This is a genomic window from Pelagibacterium sp. (assembly GCF_048264985.1).
In the GTDB taxonomy this organism is placed as follows: Bacteria; Pseudomonadota; Alphaproteobacteria; order Rhizobiales; family Devosiaceae; genus Pelagibacterium.
Window position 1 is genome coordinate 647,311 of record NZ_JBLXCL010000001.1, and the last position, 21,632, is coordinate 668,942.

Annotated in this window: 15 protein-coding genes, 1 tRNA gene and 1 riboswitch; of the genes, 9 read left to right on the forward strand and 7 right to left on the reverse strand. The window is 56.8% G+C overall.

The window, feature by feature from the left end:
* The first annotated feature begins 20 nt into the window (after positions 1–20).
* From argF to ACN0TA_RS03275, 4 genes are all read left to right on the forward strand, one after another.
* The gene (gene argF / locus ACN0TA_RS03260) at positions 21–947 is read left to right on the forward strand and encodes an ornithine carbamoyltransferase (RefSeq protein ID WP_417582040.1); all 927 of its coding nucleotides are present in this window, start codon (positions 21–23) and stop codon (positions 945–947) included.
* A 19-nt stretch (positions 948–966) separates the two neighbouring features.
* Positions 967–1,953, forward strand: a complete 987-nt coding sequence (locus ACN0TA_RS03265; protein WP_417579765.1) for an Hsp33 family molecular chaperone — start codon at positions 967–969, stop codon at positions 1,951–1,953.
* A gap of 293 nt (positions 1,954–2,246) precedes the next feature.
* Complete coding sequence (locus ACN0TA_RS03270) at positions 2,247–3,542, forward strand: efflux RND transporter periplasmic adaptor subunit (protein WP_417579767.1); 1,296 nt, start codon at positions 2,247–2,249, stop codon at positions 3,540–3,542.
* Between the two features lie 2 nt (positions 3,543–3,544).
* Entirely contained in the window at positions 3,545–6,700 is a 3,156-nt protein-coding gene (locus ACN0TA_RS03275) for an efflux RND transporter permease subunit (protein WP_417579769.1), read from the forward strand.
* 5 nt (positions 6,701–6,705) lie between these two features.
* Here the strand turns inward: ACN0TA_RS03275 and ACN0TA_RS03280 are convergent, their stop codons facing one another.
* Positions 6,706–8,151: a TrkH family potassium uptake protein gene (locus tag ACN0TA_RS03280; RefSeq protein WP_417579771.1), complete on the reverse strand. Its 1,446-nt coding sequence runs from the start codon at positions 8,149–8,151 to the stop codon at positions 6,706–6,708.
* A gap of 42 nt (positions 8,152–8,193) precedes the next feature.
* Complete coding sequence (gene metZ, locus ACN0TA_RS03285) at positions 8,194–9,402, reverse strand: O-succinylhomoserine sulfhydrylase (RefSeq protein WP_417579773.1); 1,209 nt, start codon at positions 9,400–9,402, stop codon at positions 8,194–8,196.
* Between the two features lie 36 nt (positions 9,403–9,438).
* Positions 9,439–9,518: riboswitch (SAM riboswitch) on the reverse strand.
* 100 nt (positions 9,519–9,618) lie between these two features.
* Between metZ and ACN0TA_RS03290 the strand changes: the two genes are divergently transcribed.
* Positions 9,619–10,722: a 2'-deoxycytidine 5'-triphosphate deaminase gene (locus ACN0TA_RS03290; RefSeq protein WP_417579775.1), complete on the forward strand. Its 1,104-nt coding sequence runs from the start codon at positions 9,619–9,621 to the stop codon at positions 10,720–10,722.
* A 75-nt stretch (positions 10,723–10,797) separates the two neighbouring features.
* Here ACN0TA_RS03290 and proX read toward each other — a convergent pair whose 3' ends face one another.
* The 3 genes from proX to ACN0TA_RS03305 all read right to left on the reverse strand — a co-directional run bounded on the left by proX (position 10,798) and on the right by ACN0TA_RS03305 (position 14,129).
* A complete protein-coding gene (gene proX, locus ACN0TA_RS03295) occupies positions 10,798–11,814 on the reverse strand; it encodes a glycine betaine/L-proline ABC transporter substrate-binding protein ProX (protein ID WP_417579777.1) in 1,017 nt (338 codons plus the stop codon).
* A 130-nt stretch (positions 11,815–11,944) separates the two neighbouring features.
* Positions 11,945–12,877: an ABC transporter permease gene (locus ACN0TA_RS03300; RefSeq protein ID WP_417579779.1), complete on the reverse strand. Its 933-nt coding sequence runs from the start codon at positions 12,875–12,877 to the stop codon at positions 11,945–11,947.
* Entirely contained in the window at positions 12,870–14,129 is a 1,260-nt protein-coding gene (locus ACN0TA_RS03305; protein WP_417579781.1) for a quaternary amine ABC transporter ATP-binding protein, read from the reverse strand. Before ACN0TA_RS03305 ends, ACN0TA_RS03300 begins: the two co-directional genes overlap by 8 nt.
* 380 nt (positions 14,130–14,509) lie before the next feature.
* On the opposite strand from ACN0TA_RS03305, the gene ACN0TA_RS03310 reads away from it, so the two are divergent.
* Both ACN0TA_RS03310 and ACN0TA_RS03315 read left to right on the forward strand, forming a co-directional pair.
* Positions 14,510–14,583 (forward strand) — tRNA-Gly (locus ACN0TA_RS03310).
* Between the two features lie 226 nt (positions 14,584–14,809).
* Complete coding sequence (locus ACN0TA_RS03315) at positions 14,810–15,070, forward strand: hypothetical protein (protein WP_417579783.1); 261 nt, start codon at positions 14,810–14,812, stop codon at positions 15,068–15,070.
* Between the two features lie 79 nt (positions 15,071–15,149).
* Here ACN0TA_RS03315 and ACN0TA_RS03320 read toward each other — a convergent pair whose 3' ends face one another.
* Complete coding sequence (locus tag ACN0TA_RS03320; RefSeq protein WP_417579785.1) at positions 15,150–16,493, reverse strand: sensor histidine kinase; 1,344 nt, start codon at positions 16,491–16,493, stop codon at positions 15,150–15,152.
* Complete coding sequence (locus ACN0TA_RS03325) at positions 16,493–17,158, reverse strand: response regulator transcription factor (RefSeq protein WP_417579788.1); 666 nt, start codon at positions 17,156–17,158, stop codon at positions 16,493–16,495. The genes ACN0TA_RS03320 and ACN0TA_RS03325 overlap by 1 nt, the downstream gene beginning before the upstream one ends.
* 139 nt (positions 17,159–17,297) lie before the next feature.
* Between ACN0TA_RS03325 and ACN0TA_RS03330 the strand changes: the two genes are divergently transcribed.
* Positions 17,298–18,470: an efflux RND transporter periplasmic adaptor subunit gene (locus tag ACN0TA_RS03330; RefSeq protein WP_417579790.1), complete on the forward strand. Its 1,173-nt coding sequence runs from the start codon at positions 17,298–17,300 to the stop codon at positions 18,468–18,470.
* Positions 18,471–18,472: 2 nt separating this feature from the next.
* Positions 18,473–21,589, forward strand: coding sequence for an efflux RND transporter permease subunit (locus ACN0TA_RS03335; RefSeq protein ID WP_417579792.1), 3,117 nt, complete (start codon positions 18,473–18,475; stop codon positions 21,587–21,589).
* The last annotated feature ends 43 nt before the right edge of the window (positions 21,590–21,632 follow it).

A 21,632-nucleotide genomic window follows, 5' to 3' on the forward strand; every position in this document is an offset into this window, starting at 1 on the left:
TTTTCGCTTTTTCAGGATAGCTGACTATGACCGCGAGACACTTTCTCGACCTCAAGGATTTTTCCTACGAGCAACTGCGTTCAATCCTCGATTTTGCCCATGAGCTAAAAAAACGCCTCAAGGCAGGCGAACGTCCGGGGCTGCTCGAGGACAAAGTTCTGGCAATGATCTTTGAACGCCAGTCGACCCGTACGCGGGTTTCCTTCGATGTGGGCATGCGCCAGCTCGGCGGCCAGACCTTGATGCTGACTGGCCAGGAAATGCAACTCGCCCGCGAGGAAACCATTGAAGATACGGCGCGCGTGATGAGCCGCTATGTCGATGCCATAATGATCCGTATCCTCAGCCATGATGATTTGCTCGATCTGGCTGGCGCCTCGTCAATTCCCGTGATCAACGGTCTGACCCGGCGAAGCCATCCTTGCCAGGTCATGGCCGATATTCAGACCTTTGAAGAGAACCGTGGACTGCTCGAGGGCCGCAAGGTTGCCTGGATTGGGGATTCCAACAATGTCCTGGCATCCTGGGTGCATGCAACGGCGCTCTTCGGCAACACGCTCGCTATCGCCTGTCCAAAACAATACTGGCCAGATCAGGGGCTGCTGTCCGACATCGCCGAAGTTGGAGAGGCGGTCAGCCTTGGCACAGATCCCCATACGGCGATCGCCGATGCCGATCTGGTCATCACGGACACTTGGGTTTCTATGGGCGATACCGACGAGGGCGAGCGCCGGCGCATCTTGAAACCGTATCAGGTCAACACCAGATTGTTTTCCCAAGCCGCGACCGATGCGCTCTTTATGCACTGCCTGCCTGCTCACCGCGGCGACGAGGTCACCGATGAAGTGATCGACGGGCCCCAATCGGTCGTATTCGACGAAGCTGAAAACCGCCTGCATATCCAGAAGGCCATTCTCTGTTGGGCCTTCGGGATCGATACGCTTTAGGCGGATTAAGGAACACGCAATGAGCGAGAGCTCTCTCGAACAATTCGGGCTGGATCGGCCCGAGAGCGGGGACGATGTTGCCGTTCCCTTTACGCTCGAAAATCTCGACAGCCGGGGACGCGTTGTACGTTTGGGCATCCAGCTCGACACAATGATCTCTCGGCACGGTTATCCTGAGCCCGTTGCACGCCTTCTGGGCGAGGCGGTGACGCTGGCGGCGTTGATCGGCTCGTCGCTCAAGTTCGAGGGGCGGTTCATCCTTCAGTCGCGCACTGACGGTCCGGTTAGCCTGTTGGTGGTCGATTTTGACACGCCAGATGGTCTGCGTGCCTACGCGCGCTTTGATGAAGACGCTCTGGCAGCGCTGGAAAAGGCTGGCACCACAAAGCCACAAGACCTCTTGGGCAAGGGTGTTCTTGCGCTTACTGTCGATCAGGGCGTTCACATGGATCGCTATCAGGGGATCGTCGCCCTTGAAGGCGAGAGCCTTGAAGATGTGGCGCACACCTATTTTATGCAGTCCGAGCAGATCCCAACGCGCGTAAGGCTTGCTGTTGCCGAGCACTCTGAGCGCGGCCAGTCGCGCTCATCCTGGCGTGCTGGTGGCGTGCTGCTGCAGCATTTGCCAGAACATGGCGGGGCAACAATGCCCGATCTTCCTGGGGACGGTGATTTTGATAATGATGATATGGCCGACCCCGACTTTGTCGAGGATGATCACTGGACGGAAGCAAAGGCATTGCTCGACACCTTGAGTGATGCCGAACTTGCAGATCCTGGCCTGTCGGCCGAACGTCTCTTGTTCCGGCTGTATCATGAAACCGGTGTGCGGGTGTTCGAACCTCAGTTGCTGGTTGAGCGCTGCTCTTGTTCGGCTGAACGTGTCGAGCAGATGATCAATGATTTTACACCCGAAGATCGGGCAGACATGGTTGTTGATGGGCAGATCGAGGTCGTCTGCGAGTTCTGCTCTACCCACTACCACTTCAACCCCAATCAGTTTTGATTGATCAAAACCGGCGTTTTGAAAGGGCGGCCTCGGGGCCGCCTTTTTTCATGATCAGAAGGCTATTAATCGATCCACGCCCTACTGGCCTTTCCAAAAGTTCATTTGTAACAGTCTGGCGAGGCAGCTAAAAATTTAGAATATGGATCCGCCTCGGCCAGCTCGGCCGCAATACGCCTCGTTGGGCAAGGAAAACGCCTTTGGAAAACCTAACCGGCTCAGGCTATATCGCTTCGTCTGAAGAGACACGAAATCGGCCAGGTCCGGAGGCGCACCGCCCGAGGTTTGGTCTGATGTCTGCCGTTGCGCGTCTCGCGCTCGCGGCGCTCATACTCGCGCTAGCAGTGTATTGGGCGCTGAGTTGGGTTGCCCAGCGACCCGAGGCGCCCCAACGGATGAACCGCGAACGGACCTTCACAGTCGAAGTCATCGACCCGGTATATTCAAGCCACAGTTCGCCGATTTCGGCCTATGGCGAGGTTGCTTCTGCGCGGACAATTGATCTGCGGTCGCTCGTTGCTGGCAGAGTGCTTGAGATTTCACAAGCTTTAGCCGTGGGCTCGCAGGTCCAGGAGGGTGAAATACTGGCCCGCATTGATCCGTTTGCCTATGAGGGGGCAGCTGTGGGCGCCAGGGCAACAGTAGCTGATGCCGAACTTTCGCTCACCGAAGCGCAGGAAGCCTATGCGCTCGAACAGAGCGCGATTACCGCAGCTCAGGATGCGCTGGCCTCCGCTCAAACCGATCTTGAGCGCGCCCGGTCTTTGTTGGCGAGCGGGGCTGCTACCCAGCAGACTGTCGATACGCGCGCGCTTACGGTTTCCGAACGGCAGCAGGCACTCGATCAGCGTCAATCCAATCTTGTGACATTGAATGCGCAAATCCAACGCCAGCGCGCTGCCATCGAGCAGGCACGATACGCTCTGGAGTCAGCGGAACGGGATTTGGCCAATACCGAGATCAAAGCGCCGTTCACCGGCGTTGTTACTGCGCGCAATGTGACGGCTTCGGCATATGTCGGGGCCAACGAGGCCATTGCTTCGATTTACGAAAGCAGTGCTCTTGAAGTGAGCTTTATGGTTTCGGACGCCAATTATGCGCTCCTGCGCGGTGACGGGTTATTTGATCGTACGGTTGAAGTGTCTCGCACCATCGGCAACAGTGGCGAACTGATTGCCGGCCGGATTGCGCGGATTGCGCCTCAGATTGACGCTTCCACAGGTGGCGTCACGCTCTATGCCGAGCTCGATAGCGATCAAGCCGACCTATTGCGCCCGGGTACGTTCGTTAGCGTCGAAGTGGAAGGGGTTGCCCATGAAAACACGCTCCTTGTACCTGAAACCGCGCTTTATGACGACAATCATCTCTATGTCATCCGAGATGGCCGCATGGCCGCGATTGATGTCAACATACGTGACCGGCAAGGCGCTCAGGTCATTATTGCAGCCGACATCCCCGAAGGTGAACGCATAATCACGACGCGGCTTTCCCAAGCTGGCGAGGGGGTTGCGGTGCAGGTCGAGGGTGAAGAGCAACCCGACACGGCGCCAGGAGCGGGCGGCGGTTCCGGTCGCGGACCGGGAGCCTGACAATGCGCCCCTCAATACAGGCCTCTACCGGGGTCATCGCCGCATTCGTACGGCACCGGAATGCCGCAAATCTCTTCATGATCCTGTTCGTTCTCTTTGGCTGGTGGGGGGTGGATAACCTCAACCGCCAGTTGATGCCGAACACCGAAATTCGCTCGGTCGAAGTCTCTGTGAGTTGGCCGGGCGCTACCGCAGAAGATGTCGAGCGCAATGTGCTTTTGCTCATCGAACCTGCGGTTCAGGGCATTGATGGTGTAACAGCCATGAGCTCGTTCGCTCGCGAAGGACGCGGCTCGATCAGCCTCAATTTCGAGCGCAACATTGAAATGCAAACCGCTGAGCGGCTGGTTCAGACAGCTGTATCTTCGGTGACAGGCCTGCCAGATGGTGCTCAAGCGCCAAACGTCTCGGCGCCGCGTTTTTTCGATCCTGTCGCCGCCATAGCCATATCCGGCCCATTCCCCGAAGAGGCCCTGCGCCGCTACGCGCGCGAAATTCGCGATGGATTGCTGGCCTCCGGTGTGGATCGTGTGGAATTTACTGGATACAGGGATCGCCAAATCGTCATCGAGGTCGATGATGCGAAATTGCGTCAGCTGGGTTTGACGCTCGATGATCTTTCAGCCGCGCTTACACCCAATTTCAACGATCAGCCTTCCGGCTCGCTAAGCGGTGACTTCGACGCACAGATACGCGCCGCCGCCAACACCTTGTCGGCCAGAGAGATCGCTCAGACTGAATTATTGTCGTCTTCCAATGGCCAAAGCCTGACGTTTGGCGATGTCGCAACGATTACGGATACATTCGATCCCGATACCCCGCTTGGTTACATGCGGGGCGAGCCGGCCATTAAACTACAGGTCTCACGCGCGGCAAGCGCCGATACTGTCACCACATTCGAAGCTGTCCAAGCCTATGTTGACGAATTGCAGCCCACTCTGCCGCAATCGCTGCAAGCTGTCGTTTTCGATGCGGCTGCCGATCAGGTCAATCAGCGGCTCGGATTGCTGATATCCAATGGCGTAGCCGGCTTCTTGCTGGTGTTGGTCGTGTTGTTTCTCTTCCTTGATGGCCGGATTGCCATCTGGGTAGCCACGGGTATCCCGATCGCCATCATGGGCACGCTCGGCGCGATGTATCTGATGGGACTCACACTCGACATGATCTCCATGTTCGCGCTCATGATGGTGCTTGGCATCATCGTTGACGATGCAATTGTGGTGGGTGAGCATACAGCGACGCTGTACCGACAAGGATTGTCACGAACCGAAGCCGCCATCCGCGCAGCCAGCGCAATGGCGCCCCCCGTCATAGCATCGGCTCTGACGACAATAGCCGCCTTCGCTCCGATCTGGCTCGTCGGCGATGTCGTGGGTCAAATCGTGTCGCCATTGCCCGTTGTCGTCGTTGCTGTTCTGATAGCATCGCTGATTGAGTGCTTTTTCATTCTGCCCGGTCATTTGGCTCATGCGCTGCCGCGTGAGCGCAAGCAGGCCGGGCGCTTCAGACGGACCTTCGACAAGGGGTTTGACGCTTTTCGAGACAAGATTTTTGGACGCGTGGCGTCGATAAGCTATTCATGGCGCTATGCCACGGCAGCCATAGCACTCTCGATAACAATAGGCGCCCTGGGCGTTTATGGGTCGGGCGCATTGCGGTTTGAATTTTTCCCATCGGCCGAGGGCGAGAGCTTTAATATCTCCGCTCAATTCCAGGCTGGAACGCCCCAGTCGGATATGGCTGCCACAATCCAGAAAATCGAGGATGCGGTGGCTGAAGTCGAAGCCGGCCTTTCTCCGGATGGTGAGCAATTGATCGTCACCACATATGCAAGTCTCGAACTTGAAGACGGACGGGCCAATTTCGACGTGTATCTCACACCCTCGGAGGCGCGTTCGGTTCGCACCGAAACCATCACAACGGCCATCAACGAAAGTTTGCCCGCCGTGGCCGGTGTGGAGAGCATCAGCGTCAGACAATACCGCGGCGGGCCACAGGGCTCGGCCGTGGATGTGCGCTTTGTGGGGAGCGACGCTGCGACCCTGAAGCTGGCGGCCGAAGATCTCAAGGACGTGCTGGAAGGTTTTGAAGAAGTCGATAGTGCCTTCGACACGTTGTTTTACGGGAGCCCCGAACTCGTCATGTCCCTCAATGCCCGCGGTACGGCGTTGGGGTTCGATCTGGCAGGTTTGGGGTCGCAGATCCGAAGCGCGTTCCAGGGACGCAACGTGGCAACCATCGCATCGAACGAAGACGAGATCACAGTTCGTCTGGTTCGGACTGTCGATGCCGAAGGATCTTCAGCGCTACGCGACATGTGGGTCCGCGCGGCTGAAGGGACATACGTGCCCCTTTCCTCGATTGTAACGTTTTCAGAACAGCAGGGCTTTGCCTTCATCGCGCGCGAAGAGGGACGTACTGCAGTTTCCGTTCGCGCTTCGGTATCTGAAGGTGTGGACCATGCGGATATACTCGCTCGACTAGAGGCGGACTATCTGCCAGCTATCGTCAATCGCTATGGGATCTCTTATGAGTTCGGTGGGAGGCAGGCCGAGCAAAACGCGGCTTTTGCAGATTTGGGGACCGGGATGATGGTCGCGCTCGCCGTTATGTACATCATCATCGCTTGGATATTCGCCGCCTATTTTACCCCGATTGCCGTCATGGTGATCATCCCGTTCGGCGTCGCAGGAGCGGTTTGGGGACATTATCTGCTGGGGCACAGCCTGACCATAATTTCGATGATGGGCATGCTGGGGCTGGCAGGTATTCTCGTCAATTCTTCCATAGTCCTGATTACGAGAATGAATGAACGCCGGGCGCAGGGCGAGGGGCTAAGAGATGCCGCGATCGGTGCATCCAAGGACCGCTTGCGCGCGGTGTTGCTTACCTCGCTCACAACAATCGGCGGGCTGCTGCCACTTTTGTTCGAGACGAGCCTTGTGGCCCAGATGCTTGTTCCAATGGCTTTGACGATTGTGTCCGGACTGACGCTGGCGACACTGCTGGTCCTGTTTCTCGTGCCGGCCGTACTGGCCATTGGCGCCGATATCAAGGCTCTGCTGCAATGGTTGTTCCTGACGCCCAATGCGCTGACAATGCGAGAGATGTTATCAGGTCGGCAACATCGTGCTCCGCCCACCGAACCTGCGGAATAAAAGGTTCAGGCGCGCCAGAAACGTGGTGTGAACAGTACCAGCACCATGAGCACTTCGAGCCTTCCGACCAGCATCCCGATGGTCAGCAGCCATTTCGTCAGGTCCGAAACATCAGCAAATGTTCCTGCCGGTCCCAATTGGGGACTCAGCGCAGGGCCGACATTGGAAATGGCAGTGGCTGCTGCGCCCAGAGCATCCAGCGGCTCCAGGCCGGACAATGATAGCAAGACAGCGAGCAGCAGAAAGCTAGAGAAATAGATGAAGACAAAACTCTGCACGGATGTGGAAACCGTGTCGGGCAGAGGTCGCCCATTGTAGCGCTTGACGTATACCAGCGAAGGAAAAACGATTTCGCGTATGTGCTGGTAGAGATCGCGAGCCAGAACCTGGAAGCGGAAAATCTTGATGCCGCACGATGTCGACCCCGTGCAACCGCCGATGAACATGATGACAAAGAACAGCGATATCGCCAGCGGCCCCCAGTTCGAAAAGTCGACCACCCCGAAGCCGCTTCCCGTCATGATCGAAACCACCGAAAACAGTCCATGACGGAAAGCTTCTTCTCCGCGCGAAATGTCAGCGCCCACCTGAACGAATACGATGATTAGCGTGGCAAGGCCGATGAGGTAGAGAAACAGGCGAACTTGAGAATCCCGGAACAACTGGCGGAACGAGCCCTGCAACATGCCGATATAGAGAACGAAGGGCAGGGCCCCCAGGATCATGAATACCACCGATACATAGTGGATGGCCGGCTGGGGGAACGCTCCAAGCGATGCATCGCGGGTGGAAAATCCGCCTGTTGCTACAGTCGACAACGAGTGGGTGATAGCATCAAACGCCTCCATCCCAGCCATCCAGTAGGCCACGGCGCAAGCGAAGGTGAGAATGCAATAGACGATGACCATTGCGGTGGCGATCTGCGCGGCGGCGGGTAGAATCTTGTCTGGCGTTTCAAATGCCTCGGCGCGAAACATCTGCATGCCCCCCACCCGCAACATGGGCAGGACGGCAATGGCCATGACCACAACGCCCAACCCGCCGAACCACTGCAGCAATCCTCGCCATAACAATATCCCCGGCGCTGTGGTGTCCAGCGTGGTGATGACGGTTGAACCCGTCGTCGTGATCCCCGACATGGCCTCGAACATGGCGTCAGTGAAGCTCAAGCCCAGATTGGACATATAGAGCGGCAGGGCGCCAAAAAGAGTGAGCACGACCCAGATCGATACCGTCATCAGGAATGCTTGACGAAGATTGAGTTCGGATTTGTGACCGGTCGAGGATGCCCATAATCCTGCGCCAAAGATCATCGTGATGAGCGATGCCGTGAGAAACACCAGCCAGTCTTCATTGCCCACCACCAGGTCGGCAAGAGCTGGCAGCAGCATGGCAAAACCAAGCGCTGCCGTGAGCGCGCCGATTGCCGAAAAGATTGTGCGGAAATCCATGCCCGGCTGCGCTACGCCCTGTCGTCTGAAGTGAGTGTGAGACTAGACCTGATCGAGTCCGAACGAAAGGTCGGCGATCAGATCATCCGCATCTTCGAGCCCCACCGACAGTCGAAGTAAACCATCGGTGATGTCCATCTCCACCTTTTCTTCCGCAGTAAACCGCTGGTGAGTGGTCGTGGCCGGGTGGGAAATTATCGATTTGGCATCGCCGAGATTGTTGGAAATCCCAATGATCGCCAACGCGTCCGCCAAGGCGAATGCTGCCTCCTTTCCACCCTTAGGCGTTAGCGCCACGAGCGTAGAGCCAGCTGCCATTTGCCGCTTCGCCAGTTCATATTGCGGGTGACTTGGATGGAAGGGGTACGAAATAGACTCGATCTTGGGATGCCCGGCCAAAAAGTCAGCGACTTTTTCTGCATTCTCGGTCATCGCCTTTACCCGCAATGAAAGGGTCTCAAGTCCCTTCAGCAATACCCAGGCGTTGAAGGGCGAGATGGAAGGGCCGGTCTGACGTATGATCGTATGGACCTCCGCCTCGATCAGCGCCTTGCTTCCCAGGATCAACCCGCCCATGGCGCGGCCTTGGCCATCAATATGCTTGGTGGCCGAATACGTAACGATATCGGCACCCAGCTCCAATGGCTTTTGCCAAATGGGCGTCGCAAAGACATTGTCGACGATCAATACAGCGTTATGGGCGTGCGCAATCTCGGCGACCGCTTTGAGGTCCACGAGTTCGAGCGTCGGATTGGTTGGGGTTTCGACGAAAACGACCTTTGTATTGGGCTGCATGGCCCGGGCAAAATTTTCGGGATCGCGGCCGTCCACAAGTGTCGATTCCACCCCCCAACGCGGCATGAACGTTTCCACGACATACCGGCATCCGCCGAAAAGCGCTCGGGCAGCAACAACGTGGTCGCCGGCGCGCAGCTGGCTCATGACGGCCGTTGTCACGGCAGCCATGCCTGTAGCTGTTGCCCGCGCCGCTTCGGCGCCCTCGAGCAGGGCCGCGCGCTGCTGGAACATTTCCACTGTAGGGTTGGAAAAGCGCGAATAGATGTGACCCGGTTCTTCACCTTTAAAGCGCGCTTCCGCCCCTTCCGATGTGGGGTAGACATAACCTGAATTGAAAAAAATCGCTTCGGACGTTTCACCGTGTTGGGAACGCTCCATGCCGCCATGCACCATCATCGTCTGCGCATTGCGCCGCTTTGGATCGAAGAGGGGATTGCTGGATTTGTCCGACATAGGGTTACCTCAAAACGAAAAAACCGGCGCGCGATGCGGCCGGCTTTACTGGTCACTTTAGCAGAGAATTTTAGGTGGTCTGCAATCGGACCGGCCAAATCACCACCAACTGCGCGATAAGAGCAGTCAGCACTGAGTTACTCCCAAATGACTCTTGGCGTCAATCGTCTCAATTGCTAAGCCTCTCCAAAGGGTTTGCATAAGGCTGAGATGGATATGAGCGACATTTGGCCGGCCGGGGTATTTTCAACCCGGCTAATTGAGAACCTGTCCGTTGCCGGGGCGATCAGCGCCGGTCGGCCATACGATGCCGACCAGATCCAGCCCGCGAGTCTGGATTTACGGCTCGGTGAAACGGCAATCCGGGTCCGTTCGAGCTTCTTGCCAGGTCCAGGAAAAACTGTGACTGAGCGCATCGAAACATTGAAGCTCCACGAGATCGACCTGACAAAGGGCGCTGTGCTTGAGCGTGGGTGCGTCTACATAGTGCCTCTGCTGGAAAGCCTCGATTTGCCCGAAGAGGTCAGCGCCTCAGCCAATCCCAAATCGTCAACCGGCCGGCTCGATATCTTCACACGCGTAATTTCAGATGCAGCGCGTAGCTTCGATATTGTGCCGGCAGGATACAGGGGCGCACTCTATCTCGAGATTTCGCCCCGCACTTTCCCTGTGCTGGTTCGGACGGGTTCGCGGCTTTCGCAGATGCGCTTTCGTGTTGGTGATGCACGGCTGGACGTAGCGGGTCACAAGGCGCTGCATGCAGAACAAACATTAGTTTTCGATCCGAACATGGACGTCGGTGAAGGTGTGTCGCTCTCGATCGATCTGGTTGGCGAGGGGCGCAACGGTTTGATTGGGTTCCGCTCCAAGCGGCATACAGCAGTTGTCGATGTCGACAAAAAGAACGCACTCGATGTTCTTGATTACTGGGATCCGCTGTTTAATCGCGGTTCGGCCGAGCTGATCCTCGATCCCGACGAGTTCTATATTCTCGTTTCCAGAGAAAGCGTGCATGTTCCGCCTGACTACGCCGCTGAAATGGTGCCTTTCGATCCGCTGGTGGGCGAATTCCGCGTTCACTATGCTGGATTCTTTGATCCGGGTTTTGGGCACTCTGCGGCAGGGGGAACTGGTTCGCGGGCCGTTCTTGAAGTGCGCAGCAGAGAAGTTCCATTTCTGTTGGGCCATGGCCAGACGATAGGAAGGCTGATCTATGAGCGTATGGCCGAGCGGCCAAAATCGCTCTACGGCTCGGCGCTGGGCTCGAACTATCAGGCCCAAAGTCTTAAGCTTTCAAAGCACTTCCGCGCTTATCCCTAGAGCATCACTGCTTGCACGCAAAAAAAAAAAAGGCCGGGGCGAACCCCGGCCTCTAATTGTGGGCTGACGTTTTGCTTACGAAGCTGAGCGAGCGGTTTCGAGCCAACCGTCGACGTCGTCGCGATTGTCTTCGATCCACTGAGCAGCCTGGGCTTCGATATCGTCATCGCCTTCATTCATCGCTGCGTTCTGGGCAAAGATGTCGCCGAGCGGAATTTCCACGGCTTCAAGCAGAGCACCAACGGCGGGGTTTTCACCCAGGAATGCGGAATTGACGACTGGAACGATGTCATTGGCTGGGAAACCCAGCGTGCAGGGGTCGTTCACACAGCCTTCAACGCCATCGATGATGGCGGCGTCAGCAAGACCCATGTCCGGCAGATCAACCTCGGGAACTTCGATCCACATCACGTCTTCGCCTGGGACCAGCTCATTGACTGTCCAGTTCGGAGTCCATGTGTAAAACAGGATGTTCTCGCCTGAATCGTAGGCAGCGACAGCGTCTGCCATCGATGCTGCATATCCAGCCTTGATCGGGTTGATGTGATCGCGCAGGTCATAGGCGTCGAGGTGATGCTCGATGTTGATCTCGCAGCCCCAACCCGGAGGGCAAGCGACCATGTCGGCCATGCCATCGCCGTTGCGGTCGAACGCGGCCTTGACGTCATCACGCTTGAAATCCTCAAGCGAGGTAATGCCGAATTCTTCGATGGCCGAAGAGTTGACGAGATAACCTTCAAGTGCGCCGCCTTCGGCGACAGCGCCCACAAGCTCGGCACCCTGGCTGTAAGTGTCTTCATAGGTGTTGTGGAGAGGGAACCAGCCGTTGACCCAGAGGTCCATATCGCCCTGTGCTACCGACTGGTAGAACGGGGGGTTGTCCAGCGTGGTGATCTGGGGAACTTCGTAGCCCAGTTCGGTCAGCAGCTGACGATAGATTTCAGCGTGGAACCAACCGGTGTCCCAAGTGGCCTGGGCCATATTAACAGTCACGCCTTCGCCAGGGTTGTCTTGGGCGATCGCGGCAACCGGTGCCGTGCCCAAAAGGGCAGCTGTGGACAAAGCGACGATAGTATTTTTGAGACTGAACATGATGTTTCTGTCTCCTCTTTTTTGGTCTTCAGATGGACGGGGCAAACCCGCCATGCGGAAAGCCTGGGCAATTGAGCACAGGCGATTGAAACGGCGACAGAGCTTGCCGCCGCGTCATGGAGTGGGCGGATTAACCCGCCTTCTTTGGCTCGCCCAAAGGCTGGGTGCCCCTGAAGCGAATAATGTTGGAGAGAACCTGGCGCAGGGAAACAGTGTTGCCCGCGTTCTTTTCGCCAAGGCCCTGCGTGATGCGGTCAAGAACGATGGCCAGTATGACAATCCCGACGCCACCGGCAGTCGCACCGCCAACGTCAAGCCGGCCCAGCCCGGTGTTGACCACCAGACCCAGACCACCAGCACCGATCAGGGCGGCAATCACCACCATCGAGAGTGCCAGCATCAGTGTCTGGTTGAGGCCCGCCATGATAGTGCGCAGGGCAAGCGGGATCTGAAGATCGACCAGCATCTGCCACCCTGTCGAACCAAATGCCTGAGCCGCCTCGATCAAATCGCCACGTACGTTTCGAATGCCCAGATTGGTCAACCGAATAATCGGTGGCAGCGCGAAAATGATCGTTGCGATAATGCCGGGCGCCATACCTACGCCAAACAGCATGACGATTGGCACCAGATATACAAAGGACGGAATGGTCTGCATGATATCGAGGATCGGACGCACGATCTTCCAGGTCATGTCACTGCGTGCGGCAAGGATCCCCACTGGGATGCCGATCACGGCACAGAACAGTACCGAAGTAACGATCATGGCAAGCGTCGTCATCGTTTCCGGCCAAAGGCCGATCATGTCGATGAATGCAAAGCCGATCAGCGTGAATATTGCAATCCCACGTCCGGCCCACTTCCATGCAGCCAGAGCGAACACGCCAGTTGTCAGCAGCATAGGCAGGAAGTTGAAGAAATCATCGAGTGCTCTGAGAACAAGCGTGATCGGCACTTGGGCGGCTCGGAATGCCGGCCGAAAATTGGGCACCAGCCAGCCACGTACAAAATCGTTGATCCAGTCGTCGAATGGAATGATGAGGAGATCGCCAGGACTAAACATGCGTGGCCTCCTTTTCTGTCTTGGGTTCAGAGCCGGGTGCAGGAGGCTCCGCTTCGGCCTCTTCGGCGTCTCCCGATAGCTGGGCAAACACATCCTGAGGCTCCACGACGCCAACAAGGCGATCCTTGTCGTCGGTGACGGCAATGGGCAAGCCGGCGCTTGCGGACCCGTAAAGTTCGTTGAGCTGCTGATCCGCATCGGCTGTGGGATACTCTGTCAGCATGACATCCTCGAGCACTGGATTAGGCATGCCGTTGTCGAGTGTGGCCGCTGCCAGATCCTGATAAGTGACGATGCCCGCGACCACGTCCTTTTCGTCAACGACGTAAAGGGCATTGAGATTGAGGTCTTCCATGGTTCGCATGGCGTCTTCGGCATTGTCGGTGCCCAACCTGACCGATGCCGGATCGTTGGAAACGTCCTCGGCGGTAAACACCCGGCCCCGATCGATGTCGGCAACAAACGCTGCGACATACTCGTCGGCCGGGTTCGAAACGATTTCCTGCGCCGTGCCCACTTGCACGAAACGGCCGTCCTTCATGATGGCAATCTTGTCGCCAAGAAGCAGCGCTTCGTTGAGATCGTGGGTGATGAAGACGATTGTCTTTTTAAGCGTTTTTTGCAGCACGAGCAGTTCGTCCTGCATTTCCCGCCGGATCAACGGATCAAGGGCGCCAAACGGTTCGTCCATCAGCAGGACTTCAGGGCCCGTCGCAAGTCCCCGGGCAAGCCCGACACGCTGCTGCATGCCACCAGAGAGTTCCGATGGCAGGCTATCGGCCCAGGCAGCCAGCCCGACCTGATCCAGCGACTTGAGTGCCCGTTCGCGGCGCTCGGCTGGTTTGGTCCCTTTGACCTTCAGCCCATAGCCGGCATTCTCAGCCACAGTCCAATGGGGAAACAGCGCGAAGTGCTGAAACACCATAGTGATCTTCTCGCGACGGATGCGGCGAAGCTGGTCTTTTGAACAGTTGGCCACGTCTTCGCCATCGATCATGATCGAGCCGGAAGTGGGCGGGATCAGCCCATTGAGCATGCGCACCAAGGTTGATTTACCGGAACCCGAGAGCCCCATGACGACGAAGATCTCGCCTTCGTCCACATCGAAACTCGCATCCTGCACGCCCACAGTGGCGCCCGTCTGTTCAAGGATGTCCTCTTTGGTTTTGCCCTGTTCGAGCAGCTCAAGAGCGGTGTCGGATTTTTCCCCGAAGACCTTGAAGACGTTTCGTACTGTTAACTTGACTGCCATGTGTCTCCTGTTGGAAGTTCGCACGCGAAGACTGTAAATATCCTAGTGTATTCGTTTTATAATTGTTGAACACAAAAAGACACCGAACCAGAATCGAGATCGAAGCTGGCCGGTCATCGTGTAGCGATAGAATGTTGATTTAAGATAATAGACGCGCGGCGCTGCGATATCAACAGCGCGGTGCCGATTTTTTGCCGCATTTGCTGCTGAAACATCATTGAGTTGCACGTTTCTGGACCGGAATACGCGCAAAAAGAATTGGAATAGCGGCAAGATAAACTTTTTGAGAAACGATTTATGACGCGCGCTCTGCGCATTCCACCTCACTTGACGCTCGTCGCGATTTGCAGCAAAAAGTCACTCAATCCAGCGTGGATCGCGCGGGTGTAGCTCAATGGTAGAGCAGAAGCTTCCCAAGCTTACGACGAGGGTTCGATTCCCTTCACCCGCTCCATTTTTCCGCCCGGTGTGCCTCCAAATTTCTGATCATGATTGCTGCCGGCCTGGTCCCATGCATCGCGCTGCTCGGGCGCGGCTGTCGATAAAGACTGTCAGCTTGAATTCGGGTGTTCAATCGCGTTGGTTGGGTTCAGACGCAATGTTGGGGCAATGTGAGCCGCATAGGGTCACCTGATCACAGCCCGATGGGCTGCGGTAAAAATAAATGGAGACTCCAAAAAATGTTCAAAAAAACTACAACGCTCGTTGCCGCCCTCACGCTTTTTGCTGTTCCCACGGCGGCCTTTGCCCAGGCCACCGTCGGTGGTGTCGCAGTGCCGACCGATGGCTTGCCCTATGTTGTCAGCTATTGCGAAGACCTCGATTCGATGAGTGCATCGGATCGTTTCGACCACGCTCCGCGCCACGCTCAGTCGGTCGCCTCGGGCATCTCGCTCAAGACGATTACGCTCAACGACTGCCAGCGCGCCGGCCTGATCTAATCGATCGGTATTGGCGTTCTTAGCCGGGTTCTTCGGAACCCGGCTTTTTCGTGCGCTATGGCCGCGTCGCTGCGGTGGTCTAGGTCTTCGCAAGCGGCAGAGAAATCGTAAAGCCCGCGCCGCCCTGTGGCGATTGATCGACCTTTACCGTACCTTTGTGCCTCAAAACGATTTGTTGAACGAGATTTAGCCCGAGCCCAGCGCCGCGGCTGCCGGGCTTGATACGGTAAAATGGCTCGAAAATCTTCGCCCGCTGTCCGAGGTCTATGCCCTCGCCGTTATCGTTGACGCTCAGCGTGCCATCGCTTTTGACGAGCACATTGATCTTGGTCGATTTGCCGGCGTGTGCAATGGCATTCTGAATGAGGTTGGTGACCGCGCGCGTCAGTGCAGCTCTGTCACCGAGCACGATGACCGAACCAGTGTCGGTATCGAACGCGATCTCATCTTCGGATGCGATGACAAGAGGCGCCATGTCCGCGGTCGCATCGGCGCCGAGTTTGACGAGATCGATTGGTTCAAACCGGGTGTGGCCCACATCGATCCGTTGCAAGTCGAGCAGTTGGTCAGCCAGGTTGGAAAGCCGCGCGACGTCCAGCATCAGCTGCGTCCGTTCGGCAGACGGTGTCAGCAAATCGACACGTGTCTGCAATATCGCAATTGGTGTGCGCAATTCATGCGCCGCATCCGCCATGAATCGATGTCGTCTTTCGATCCCATCGTCGAGCCGAACTAAGGCATCATTGAAGGCGGAGACCAGCGGTTGCATTTCCAGAGGCACGTCCTCAATCGACAGGCGCATGCCGCGCTGATCGACATCGATGCGGGTCGCATCCTTTGCAAGCTTGTCGAGGCCGCGCAATTCACGGCGCAGTGTCAGCGGGATGGCGACGATGAGTACCATCGAGAGCGCAGCCGAGAACAACACAAAATACTTGTTGGTGAAAAAGAGGCTGAACGAGAGCCAGCTAAAGCGCGGCCCGCCGCCCGAGGCAATGTGGAGGCGTCCGACTTCGGAATCTGACTGACGTATGATCAGTGAAGCCAGTTCGGGAAACGCTTCGCTGCCAAATTCTCCGAATGAAATGTAGGCCAGACTGTTCAGGGCGGGAAGAAAATCTGGCGGTATGGAGCCATCGCTCGCTGTTTGTCCGTCAATCGATCGCACGTAGTACCAGAAGGTCGGATACCTCGCTTTGATCAGGGCCAGCCCATCGGTCTCATTGAGAACAAGCTCTCCATCTTCGAGCGTTGCCGCTTCTGCGATGACCGAGATCACGCGGTCGTCCAGCACGACGCCCGATGCAAGACGAGAAATTGGAACCGATGCGATCAGTGCAAAGGCGAAAAGCGCAAGAACCTGAAATATCACCAGCTTGCGTGTCAGTCTCGCCTGCAGCGAATTCCAGCGATCAAACATCATTACACTTCTCTCAAGAGATAGCCAATGCCACGGATTGCATGGATCTCGACCCGCGCCGCGACAAGTTTCCGTCGTAGGCGTGATAGATGAGCATCCAGTGCGTTCGAAGCGATGTCGTCGTCGAAGCCATAGACTGCCTGTTCAAGCGTGTCGCGAGACACTGTACGTCCGGCTCGCGTGATAAGCGCTTCAAGCGCGAGCAGCTCGCGTCTTGGCAAATTTATCGGCTTGCCCTTGATGCGGACCGTGCTGTGTTCGGGTTCAAAAACCAGATCGCCAAGCGCCAGCGTTTCCGATCGCATCTGTGCTGGACGGCGCAGAACGGCACGAAGGCGTGCCATCAACTCATCGACAGAAAAGGGTTTGGCCAGATAGTCGTCAGCACCTTCATCGAGTCCGGTCACCCTGTTGTCGAGTGAGCCAAGAGCGGAGAGGACTATGATCGGCATTGCCGGACTTTGTTTGCGCAGTTGCGGGATAAGGGAGAGACCGTCCCCATCGGGCAACTTTCGATCGAGCAGCACGGCGTCATGGTTGTGGCTCAGTGACGCTTCTAGTGCGATTTCCAGGCTGGATGCATGGTCAACGATGATCGAATGACGCACCAGGGCCGACCGTAGGAGCTCGGCCATCTCGTCTTCGTCTTCGACCAATAGAATGCGCATGCATTTGGATCCTTGCCCATGTTGATCTGACAGGGTTGGGTTGCGGCAACATTGCGCAGTTCGTTTCAGACTTGCAATGTTGCTGCAATCCTCTTCGCCGACTCATGCCGCCTGTTTTTACTCGCGTCAGTGTTGGATTATGAACGAGCACACTCAATCGGCTACCCAGAATGCCATCAAGCCCAAGCGTCGCCGTTGGGCTGGTGCAGCTATTGCGCTTCTCCTTCTTGCTGGGGGCGGCCTCGCCTTGAGTGGCGTTCTCGAGCAATCGCAAGCGCAGGACGTTTCCGCTGAGCCAGTGACGGCCGAACCTCGCGCAATGATGCTTAATGGCAGCGAAGTCTATGAGGTCGCACCACAAGACCTTTCAACGGTAATCGCTTTTACCGGTTCGGTCCGCCCAGCCCGGCGTGCCGATATCTCGGCTCAAGTAGCCGGAATAGCCATCGAGGTTCACGTTCAGTCAGGAGACAGGGTTGAACAGGGAGATGTGTTCGTTGAAATCGATGCAACAGATCTCGAACTGCAATTACGCCAGCAGCAAGCCACACTGAGTTCAACGCAAATTCAGCTTGATGCTGCGCGACAGATGCTCGATCGAACGCGTTCTCTTGCAGACCGCGGCCTTTCACCCCAGGCAACTCTCGATGGCGCGATTGCCGAAGTGGATGGACTTGAAGCCAGCATTGCTTCGCTGCAATCGCAGGTGGAACAGGTTCACACCAATATCGAACGCACGGTTATTCGCGCGCCCTTTTCGGGCACCATTTCCGGCCGCATGGTCGAGCCGGGACAAGTGGTCGGGCAGGGTGCTCCCGTCGTTTCACTCGTTGATCTGAGCAGGCTCACTGTTGACGCAATGGTGCCTCTGGCGCGATCGGCAGTGATCGAATTAGGGCAAGTGGCAAGCCTTCAGGTCCAGGGGTTGGATGGACCCGATCTTGAAGCAACGGTCGAACGCATCAATCCCATCGCTGAACAGGGCACGCGGTCTGTGGTTGTGCACTTGGGGCTCGATAATCCTGATGCTCGGCTTCGCGGCGGCATGTTTGTATCAGGCCGAATCGTGACGGAGCTGTCCGAGGCGACCATCGCTGTGCCCCAAGGTGCTTTGCAGGGGAGCGATGAAGGTCGTTACGTGCTCGCTGTTGTCAATGGCGAGCTTGTGCGCCAGCAGGTCGGAGTTGAGCGCTATTGGAGTCGGCTCGGAATGGTCGAGATTTCAGAAGGGATCGGCGCTGGCGATGTCGTCGTTTCCCTGCCGCTTTCAGGTCTTGAAGCTGGTCAGACTGTTGTCGTGGGAGACCTGTAAGTATGTTTCTCACCAAGATTAGTGTCCGACATCCAGTCTTTGCGACCATGATCATGGTCGCAATTCTCGTGTTCGGCATAAACGCCTTTCGCTCCATGTCGATCGAGCAGTTTCCCGATATCGAATTCCCGGTTGTTGCCGTTCTGACGCCTTATACCGGCGCTGCGCCGGAAGCAGTTGAGAGAGAAATTTCGGAAGTTATCGAGGAAGCGGTCAACACCTTGGCCGGAATTGATACGGTCTGGTCGACGTCGAGCCAGGGCCATTCAATGGTGATTGTGCAATTTACGCTCGAATCCGACAGCATGCAGGCGGCTCAGGAGGTGCGCGACCGGCTGGCAGCCGTGACGCTCCCCGACGGCGCCGATCAGCCCCAGGTGCTGCGCTTCGATCCTACGGCTAGTCCGATGATTTCCTTGGCGCTCAGCGGTGGCGGTCAGTCAATGGTACAACTGACCCGCCTTGCCAACGACGTCGTGGCACCGGCGATGACCAACGTCGACGGCGTAGGTAGTGCAACTGTGGTGGGCTCTGTCGAGCAGCAGGTGGATATTCTTATCGATCCGGACCGGCTCAACGCTTATGGAATTGGTGTTTCGGAAGTTGTCGCAGCCTTTGCAAACGACAACATGACCATACCGTCCGGCACAGTGGTGAACGGGTTGAACGTCCAGACGGTTCAACTCAATACAGAACTGGACGCTGTTGAAGACTTCGCTGATATCGTGGTCGCGCGTCAGGGTGATCAGGCAATTTTGTTGGGTGATGTCGCCGACATCATGCTTGGGCAATCCGAGCTCGACGGCGTCGCGCTACAGAACGGAAATCAGGCGCTGGCCATTAATATTTCCAAGGTGGATGGCGGTAATACCGTCGAAATCGCTCACGAGATTCATGCTCGTGTCGCAGAACTCAACGAAGGCAATGTGCTTGGCGGTGCCCGGATCGAGGTGCTGCAAGACAACGCCGAACAGATCGAATCCAATTATCACACACTAGAGGCTACTCTGCTCGAGGGCGCGCTGCTTGCCATAGCAATCGTGTTCTTGTTTCTCAATTCCTGGCGCTCGACGGTCATCACCGGCATGACGTTGCCAATCGCGATTCTGGGCACTTTGGCGGTTATCTCCATGTTGGGTTTCTCGCTTAACATGATGTCCATGCTGGCGCTCACCCTGTCGATCGGCATCCTTATCGACGATGCGATCGTGGTGCGTGAAAACATCACCCGACATTTGCACATGGGCAAGAGCCACTTTCAGGCAGCGCTTGACGGTACCAACGAAATCGGGCTCGCAGTGTTGGCAACGACGCTTTCGATCTGCGCTGTCTTTCTGCCGCTGGCTTTCATGGACGGTATTATCGGGCAGTTCTTCCTTCAGTTCGGCGTTACCGTGTCGGTTGCCGTCCTGATTTCGCTTTTTGTCAGTTTTACCCTCGATCCCATGATGTCGAGCGTCTGGTATGATCCTGACGCCCAGCCCGATGCCAAACGTGGGCCATTCGGGCGGATGATTGCCAAGTTCGAACGCGGATTTGAAGCGCTCGGTCGTCGCTATAAAAAGATGCTCGGCTGGAGTTTGCGCCATCGCCTGACAACGCTGTTGGCGGCGTTGGGTATTTTTGCGTCCAGTTTTGCGCTTCTTCCTCTGGTGGGCGCCGAATTCATGGCCGCCAGCGACGCAAGCCTTGTCAATGTCGAGTTGGAAACGCCTGTCGGTTCTTCGCAGGACTACACGGCGGTAAAGGCGCGTCAGATCGATGCCATCGTGCGTGAAATCGGTGGTGTGGAAAGCACCTATACAAACATCAATTCCGGAATGGCCAGCGGCGAGAATATCGCAGCAATCACTGTCAATCTTGTCGACCCAAGTGAACGTGCGCTTTCGGATGTCGAAATCGTTGAACAGATCCGTCAAGAGACTGTTGTCATCCCTGGGGTCAAGCTAACGGCGACTGCAGGTGGCGGTATGTCCAGTGGCATGGCTCCGATCATGCTCAATATTAGTGGTGGCAACATCGAAGGGATGGCTCAGGGCGCGCAGATGGTGGCCGATGCCGTTGCCTTGGTGCCCGGTACTATCGATGTAACTCTGAGTACGCAGCAGTCTCAGCCAATGCTCGATATCATCATGGACAGACAGGCTGCCAGCGATCTTGGTATCTCCGCTCAGCAGGTTGGCGGTGCCATGCGTGTCATGATTGCCGGCGAAGTGGCAAGCGAATGGACCAATGACAACAGCGACCGCATAGACGTGATGGTTCGGTTGCCCGAAGGCATGAGGTCCGACATCGACAGTCTGGCCGATCTACCCGTGGCGCAGCGCGCCGGTGGCGACACTGCGATATCGGTTCCTCTGGGGCAAGTGGCACGTATCGACCAGACAACCGGCCCGAGCGAAATCGAGCGTGAAGGCCTTGCGCGCCAAATCACTGTGAGCGCCAATGTTGCCGATAGGGTTCTTGGGGACGTCGTGGCTGATATTGACGCGGCCATTGCCGGGCTGGATCTGCCAAATGGAGTGACTGTGACGCAGGGCGGCGATGCGGAAATGCTCGCCGACACGACTTCGAGCATGGGAGCGGCGTTGATTCTGGCAGTTGTGTTTATCTATCTTGTGCTGGCCAGCCAGTTCGGCAGCTTCCTGCAACCGATCGCCATCATGACGGCTCTGCCACTTTCGCTGATCGGCGTGATGGGCGGCCTGCTGGTCGGTGGATCGACGCTCAATATGACCTCGATGATCGGGTTCATCATGTTGATGGGGCTTGTGGTGAAAAATGCCATCTTGCTTGTCGATAACACCAATCAGCATGTGAGAGCCGGTCTGCGCCTCCAAGAAGCGTTGCTCGAAGCAGGCAGCACACGGTTTCGGCCCATCATCATGACCACGCTTGCAATGATTTTCGGCATGTTGCCGCTCGCCCTGGCGTTGCATCCAGGTAGCGAGGCAAACGCACCGATGGCCCATGCGGTAATCGGTGGCCTGATCAGCTCGACATTGCTGACCTTGCTCGTTGTGCCCGTGATGCTGACCTACGTCGAAAGCTTTGGGAAATGGATCGGCCGTTTCCTGCCGCGAGCGCCGGACGAACACGGACATACAGCGACCCATTGATCGCCAAACGCCTCCTCGCCGCTCAAGGCGGGGAGGCTCTACA